Source organism: uncultured Propionibacterium sp., from assembly GCF_963539965.1.
Classification (GTDB): domain Bacteria; phylum Actinomycetota; class Actinomycetes; order Propionibacteriales; family Propionibacteriaceae; genus Propionibacterium.
Genome location: NZ_CAUTOU010000103.1, coordinates 1 through 5,059, shown reverse-complemented (window position 1 = coordinate 5,059; position 5,059 = coordinate 1). Strand labels below are relative to the sequence as shown.

4 protein-coding genes and 1 pseudogene are annotated in these 5,059 nt (G+C 71.6%); 4 read left to right on the top strand and 1 reads right to left on the bottom strand.

The window, feature by feature from the left end; genetic code table 11:
• The 4 genes from R2N01_RS11080 to R2N01_RS11065 form a co-directional block, all read left to right on the top strand.
• The coding region (locus tag R2N01_RS11080) for a DNA translocase FtsK 4TM domain-containing protein (protein WP_399553287.1) at positions 1 to 2,480 on the top strand (2,480 nt) is incomplete at its 5' end.
• A gap of 257 nt (positions 2,481 to 2,737) precedes the next feature.
• Entirely contained in the window at positions 2,738 to 3,379 is a 642-nt protein-coding gene (pgsA, locus tag R2N01_RS11075; RefSeq protein ID WP_316671176.1) for a CDP-diacylglycerol--glycerol-3-phosphate 3-phosphatidyltransferase, read from the top strand.
• Positions 3,376 to 3,864, top strand: coding sequence for a CinA family protein (locus tag R2N01_RS11070; RefSeq protein ID WP_316671173.1), 489 nt, complete (start codon positions 3,376 to 3,378; stop codon positions 3,862 to 3,864). The genes pgsA and R2N01_RS11070 overlap by 4 nt, the downstream gene beginning before the upstream one ends.
• A 145-nt stretch (positions 3,865 to 4,009) precedes the next feature.
• A complete protein-coding gene (locus tag R2N01_RS11065) occupies positions 4,010 to 4,309 on the top strand; it encodes a helix-turn-helix transcriptional regulator (RefSeq protein WP_316671170.1) in 300 nt (99 codons plus the stop codon).
• A 41-nt stretch (positions 4,310 to 4,350) separates the two neighbouring features.
• On the opposite strand, the pseudogene R2N01_RS11060 reads toward R2N01_RS11065, so the two are convergent.
• A pseudogene (locus R2N01_RS11060) lies at positions 4,351 to 5,059 on the bottom strand (DEAD/DEAH box helicase); the annotation flags it as partial.

Genomic DNA, 5,059 nt, shown 5'->3' with positions numbered 1-5,059 from the left:
CCAGGTCCTCCAAGGGCGGGGCGCGAGGCGCCGCGTCGCGCCCGAATCCGCTGCGGCACGCGATCGGCGTGGCGTGGTCGGGCCTCGCCGGCGCGCTCGGCTCCGGCGCGCGCCGGATCGGCCGTTCCGCCCGGGACATCGACCCCGCCCTGCGCCGCGACGGCGCGGGCCTGGCCCTCGTCGTCCTGGCCATCGTCGTCGCCGCCGAGTTCTGGTTCGGGGTACCCGGCGCGCTCGGCCACGGCATCCGCATCGCCTTCAGTACCGTCTTCGGCGCCCTCAGCTGCGTCCTGCCCTTCCTCATGGGCGCCATGGCGTGGCGCACGCTGCGCAATCCTGAGGCCAACGGCCCCGCCGGCCGCCAGGTCGTCGGCTGGACACTCTTCCTGCTGGGGCTGCTGGGCCTGGTCAACGTAACCGAGTCCCCACTGCCCGGCCCGGCCGTCATCGAGAGGATGCGCGCCCGCGGCGGGATCATCGGCTACATCTCGAGCTCCATGCTGAAGCAGCTCATGCCCGCATGGCTGGCCGGCGTACTGCTGTTCTTCGTCGTGCTGTTCGGCCTGCTGGTCATCATCGGCAAGCCCATCTACGAGATCGTCGACCAGGTCCGCGACGCGTTCGCCGGAGCTCAGGACCGCCGCGACAGGGCCATGGCGGCCCGGCAGGAGCGCAAGGCGCTCAAATACGGCGTCGACGAGGCCTACGACACCCCGATCATCGAGGAGCACAGGAGCCGGGGCCGCAGGCCGAAGAAATCCGCCGAGCCCGCCGGCGAACCCGAGGAGGTCTTCGACGCGGAGGCCTTCACGGACTCCGGGTCCGGCCCCGCCACGAAGCCCACTGCGAAGGCCGTCGGCGCAGGACGGGCCGCCCCCGAGCAGCGCTCTCTGCCGCTCCCATCCCCCGAGCCGCCGGCCGTCCCCGACCCGGAGCCCGGTGCCGGACTGGCCGCCCCCGAGCACGCGCAGATGCCCGCGCGCGTCGAGCAGCTGCGGCTGTCCGGCGACGTCCAGTACACGCTGCCCGATCTCGGCCTGCTCAAGCCGGGCTCGGCGCCCAAGGCCCGTACTGCGGCCTCCGACGAACTCGTCGACTCCCTGCAGTCGGTGTTCGGGGAGTTCGGCATCGACGCCCAGGTCACCGGTTACACGCGCGGTCCGACGGTCACCCAGTACGAGGTGGAGCTCGGCGCCGGCGTCAAGGTCGAGAAGGTCACGGCCCTGCAGCGCAACATCGCCTACGCGGTCGCCTCGCCCGACGTGACGATCCTGTCGCCCATCCCCGGCAAGTCCGCCATCGGCATCGAGATCCCGAACAAGGACAAGGAGATCGTCTCGCTCGGCGACGTGCTGCGCAGCCCCCAGGCGCGGAACAGCGGCAAGCCGCTCATCGTCGGCCTGGGCAAGGACGTCGAGGGCCGCGTCGTCCTGGCGAACATCGCCAAGATGCCGCACCTGCTCGTGGCCGGCGCCACCGGCTCGGGCAAGTCGAGCTTCGTGAACTCCATGATCACCTCGATCATGGTCCGGGCCACGCCCGACGAGGTCCGGCTGATCCTCGTCGACCCCAAGCGCGTGGAGCTCAACCAGTACGAAGGCATCCCGCACCTGGTCACACCCATCATCACGAACCCGAAGAAGGCCGCCCAGGCCCTCGAGTGGGTCGTCCAGGAGATGGATCACCGCTACGACGACCTGGCCGCCTTCAGCTTCCGCCACATCGACGACTTCAACAGGGCGGTGCGCGCCGGCCAGGTGCAGTTGCCCCCCGGCTCCGAGCGCGAGCTCACCCCGTACCCGTACCTGCTGGTCGTCGTCGACGAGCTGAGCGACCTCATGATGGTCGCCCCGCGCGACGTCGAGGAGTCGATCGTGCGCATCACCCAGCTGGCCCGCGCCGCCGGCATCCACCTGGTGCTCGCCACCCAGCGCCCGTCGGTCGACGTGGTGACCGGCCTCATCAAGGCCAACATCCCCTCGCGGCTGGCGTTCGCCACGAGCTCTGCCACCGACTCGAGGGTCATCCTCGACCAGACCGGCGCCGAGCGCCTGGTCGGCCAGGGCGACGGCCTCTTCCTGCCGATGGGCGCCGCCAACCCGAAGCGGGTCCAGGGCAGCTGGGTCACCGAGGCCGAGATCCGCGACGTCGTCGAGCGCGTCAAGGCCCAGCTGGAGCCCCAGTACCGCACCGACGTGACCGCGTCAGCGGCCGGCGAGAAGAAGGCCGCCGAGGACATCGGCGACGACTTGGAGCTCGTCCTCGAAGCCTGCCGCCAGGTCGTGGAGCTGCAGCTCGGCTCCACCTCGATGCTCCAGCGCAAGCTGCGCGTCGGCTTCGCCAAGGCCGGACGCATCATGGACATCCTCGAGACGCGCGGCGTCGTCGGCCCCTCGGAGGGCTCCAAGCCCCGCGACGTGCTCGTCAAACCGGACGACCTGGGCGACGTGCTCGCCTCGCTGTCGGGCGGGGCCGCCTGAGGATGCGGCGCCTCGCGCGCCCGGGCGCGGCGGTGGATACTGAGACATGGACAGGCCCGCGGTTCGTCTGATCGGCGCCGAGGCCCCCGTCGGCGCCGCCGCGGGGTCGCGCACCGTTTCCCGCAGTGCGCCGGCCCTTGCGGGGGGTCCCGGAGCGACTACGGTTGTGGCATCACGCGGCACCGGCCCGGTCGCCGGGCCCCGACCGGCGCCGCCGCGGGTGTGCAGGACGGAGCAGAGCAGGGGGCGCAGCGCGCATGAGCAAGCCTGAGGTGACCGAGGTCGAGCAGGACACGACGCTGGCCTTCGTCTGGAACGTCCCGAACGTCCTGACGGTCCTGCGCCTGGTCCTCGTGCCGGTCTTCGCGGTCGTCCTGCTGACGCATCCGCACAGCCATGCCTGGCGGTGCTGGGCGACGGCGGTCTTCATCGTCGCCATCCTCACCGACCTGGCCGACGGCAAGATAGCCCGCAAGTACAACCAGGTCACCAATTTCGGCAAGATCTGGGACTCGGTGGCCGACAAGGCGCTCACCGGCATGGCCTTCGTGGGCCTGTCGATCATCGGCGAGCTGTCCTGGCCGGTCACCGTCGTCATCCTGCTGCGCGAGTGGGGCATCACGCTGATGCGCTTCCGGGTGCTCAAGTACGGCGTCATGGCCGCGAAGAGGGGCGGCAAGCTCAAGACTGCCCTGCAGGGCGTCGCACTGACCATGTTCCTGATCTGGGTTCCCGACGGCCTCACCTGGTTCTGGGCGCTGCGCTGGCTCATCATGTGGGCGGCCTTCGCGCTCACCGTGCTGACCGGTGTCGACTACGTCTTCGACGCCTACCGGCTGCGCCGCGACTCCGTCAGGGTCGGCCACCCCATCGATTACAGCGCCGGGCAGAACCGATGACCGGCCAGGACGAGTCCATCCGGGCAGCCGCCGAGAGCCTGCTCGCGGCCTGCCGGCGGCGCGGTCTGGGGCTCGCCACCTGCGAGTCGATCACCGGCGGCGGCATCGGCTGGGCCCTGACCGGCGTGCCGGGAGCCTCGGACGTCTTCCGCGGGGGGCTGATCACCTACGCCAGCGAGCTCAAGACCTCATTGGCCGGGGTCGACGCCGGGTTCATCGCGGAGAACGGCGTCATCAACGAGCGCACCGCCCTCCAGATGGCCGGTGGCGCCGCGCGGGCGTGCGGGGCCGATGTGGCCGTCTCGGCCACCGGCACTGCCGGCCCCCTCGGTCAGGACGGCGTCGCCCCCGGGACCGTGTGGATCGGCATCCGCACTCCGGCGGGCGCGAGCGCCCACCGGCTCGCGCTGAGCGGCGGGCGCGCGCAGATCCGCGAGGCGACCATCCGGCAGGCCCTGCGACTGGCGGCCCGAGCACCCCTATAGCATCCCGGCCCTCGCCCCGTCGCACTGGGGTCGAAAAATGTTCGCTCATCGGGAATGAATCGGTGCCGCGACCCGTTTACCAGGTGTGACCGCGGGGTTGACTGCCGTGAGGAGGCAGGCCGCGCGGGTCCCGAGGGGAGACATTGTGAAGCCGCTGTTGGTCCGTGAACTGCTCGGTGAGGCTCTTCGTGAGCACCGTATGGGTCAGGGGCGCACCCTGCGTGACGTCTCGCTTTCCGCCCGTGTGAGCCTCGGTTACCTCTCCGAGGTCGAACGGGGGCAGAAAGAGGCCTCGAGCGAACTGCTCTCCTCGATCTGTACCGCCCTTCGCGTGCCGATGTCGGAGATCTTCCGCCGCGTGAGCGAGAAGCTCCTCGTCGCAGAGATCGAGAACGACGGAAACCCTACTGCGCAGCCCCGCCGTCAGGTCGAGGTCGCGGCCTGAGGGACGCCGAATGGCCCATCCGCTGCGGGGCCGCCGCCGGGTCAGCCCGGTCGGCGGCCCGCGACGGCCCGTCTGCGCCTGTAGCCCTGCGGGCTCGCTACGAAACCGGCCGCCTCGAGACCCTCGTGCAGCTCCCCGGCCTCCAGGGCGCTGCGAGCGTCGATGCGGTCGATCGACACCTGCCGGATGCGCCCGGCGTCGACCATGCCGCCCACCATCGACAGGGCTCGGCCGATCGCCTCGGGGCCGGCGTCGGCGAAGGTGACGAGCGTGTGCGCGCCGCGCTCCAGGTAGACGACCGGGGCCCCGTCGTCGAGGGCGACGAGAGCGCCGGCCTTCCGGGACGGCCGGTGGGCGTTCGTCGCGGGCCACTCGAGGGCCGCGCCGTAGGGGTTCGCCGGATCGCAGGCGGCCAGCAGCCGCAGCGGCGCGGTACCGGCCCGCCGCAGCTCGTCGACGGCCCCCGGCACGGCGAACTGCGCCCCGCCCAGTCCCTCGATGAAGTAGCCGCGACGTACCGCACCGGATTCCTCGAGCGTGCTGAGCAGGCGGTAGACCCGTGAGAAATCTCCGGTGCCCGGCTCGGTGAGGGCGCTGCCCCTGGTCAGGACGCCGTAGCGGACCAGCTCCGTGTCGACCTGGTCCAGAAGGGTCTGGGGGCCGGTCTCCGCGGCCGGCACCCGCGACCAGCGCACCCCGGAGGCCGGCGGCGCCGGCCGTGCCGGACGCGGCCTCATGAGCCGGCGCCGG

What these genes read in the sequence shown, in the direction of transcription:
- pgsA (WP_316671176.1), top strand. Translation starts at nt 2,738, where the DNA reads ATGAGCAAGCCTGAGGTGACCGAGGTCGAGCAGGACACGACGCTGGCC.
- R2N01_RS11070 (WP_316671173.1), top strand. Translation starts at nt 3,376, where the DNA reads ATGACCGGCCAGGACGAGTCCATCCGGGCAGCCGCCGAGAGCCTGCTC.